This window comes from Campylobacter sp. BCW_6873, from assembly GCF_001762365.1.
GTDB lineage: Bacteria > Campylobacterota > Campylobacteria > Campylobacterales > Campylobacteraceae > Campylobacter_D > Campylobacter_D jejuni.
The window spans coordinates 1-1,576 of sequence record NZ_MJWS01000107.1 but is presented as its reverse complement, the minus strand read 5'-3'; the positions used below and the strand labels follow the sequence as shown (position 1 = coordinate 1,576).

Genomic DNA, 1,576 nt, shown 5'->3' with positions numbered 1-1,576 from the left:
CTGTTTAAATTCTAAAAAGATAGTTTTATCTTTAGCTACTATTTCTTTCTTAGCTAGTTGTGCAAATGCTGCACCTACTCCTGAAATAAAAACTTATGATGAAATAAGTAAAAATACTAAAGCTAGTTCAGCAAGTGTTTATGCTCCTCAAGCTAGGATTAATACGACTGTAAGTAGTTCAATCAACAATCAAATCAACATTTCCGATCAAGGTCCACATACCATAATAATTGAAAAAACCGGAACTTTAACCGGTAAAGACAAAGTCATCTATGTTCATGCTAAGAATAGCGATACTCTTACTCTTACCAATCTTACCAATAAAGGAACTATTAACGGTAAGGTAGCTGTAGAACATGATAAAGATTTTACAGGAACCATTACTGTCAATACCTTTGAAAATACAGGTCAAGTTAATGGTCAAATTTACATGGGAATTTGGGGAGGTCAGGGAACTCTCACTGTGGATAAATTTGAAAATAGTGGAACTATAACAGCTTCCAACAATGATCAAGGAGTTTTTTTCCAAGGCCTTGCTAATAACAAATCTACGATTAATAATTTTAACAATACTGGAGTTATAAGTTCAACAAATAAAGAAGCTGTCCGGTTTACTCATACTAATGTACAAACTTTCACTAATAACGGTTCAATAAACAGCGGTGGTGGAAGTGGTGTAAACCTCTCCAGTGCTACTATAGAAAATTTTAAAAATACTAAAACTATAAAAACTAGTGGAACAGCAGAACCAAATGAATCATTCGCTGGTTTATATGCGAGTTCTGGGGTTAATCTTTATAGCTCTACTATAAAAACTTTTGACAATTCGGGTTTCATTTCAGGTAAAGTAGGTGTAAATTTGTCAAATGGCATCATAGATGATTTTAAAAACAGTGGCACTATAGAAGGAACATCTGGAGCCAATAAATTAGCAGGAGCTATAAATATACAAAGTGTTTATAGTAGCGGCTCCACTATTAAAAATTTTGAAAACACAGGCCTAATCAAAAATCAAAACGCTAATGCTATCTTCATAGGTGATGGCAACAAGATAGAAACCCTTACAAATAAAGGAACTATAGAAGCAGGCAACAATGGTATAACTTTTTATGCATTTGATACAAATAAAAAGCCCGTTAATATTGGTAAAATCACTATAGAAAGTGGTGGTGTTATTAAAGCAGGCAATGATGCAATCCATATAGATGGAAGTAAAAATGGTATTGAGGGTGAAGGCATTGAAGTTAAAGCAGGGGGTAGATTAGAAGGTGGTAATGCAGGTATTTATATAGGTGGCGGTAAGCAAGTAAATACTAGCATCAATGTATCTGGAACTATCCAAGGTGGTAATGGGGGTATTATAAATACTGGAACCATTGGACAAAAAGATACAGAAGTTCAAACTCACGGTATCACTATTGAAAATGAAGGTCTTATTGCTTCTGCAAAAGGAAGTGGTATTTTAAATACTGACAATGGAATTATTTATGGTAATATTTTCAATAAAAGTAATAATAATTTAAGTTTAAAAAATGATTCTGATGCGACTATTACAAGTGGTATTAAAAATGAAGGT

The 1,576-nt window shown here is 33.1% G+C and carries 1 pseudogene; it reads left to right on the top strand.

The annotated features are described in order from the left end of the window. Positions 1 to 1,576 (top strand): annotated as a pseudogene (locus AJ932_RS09185) (hypothetical protein); the annotation flags it as partial.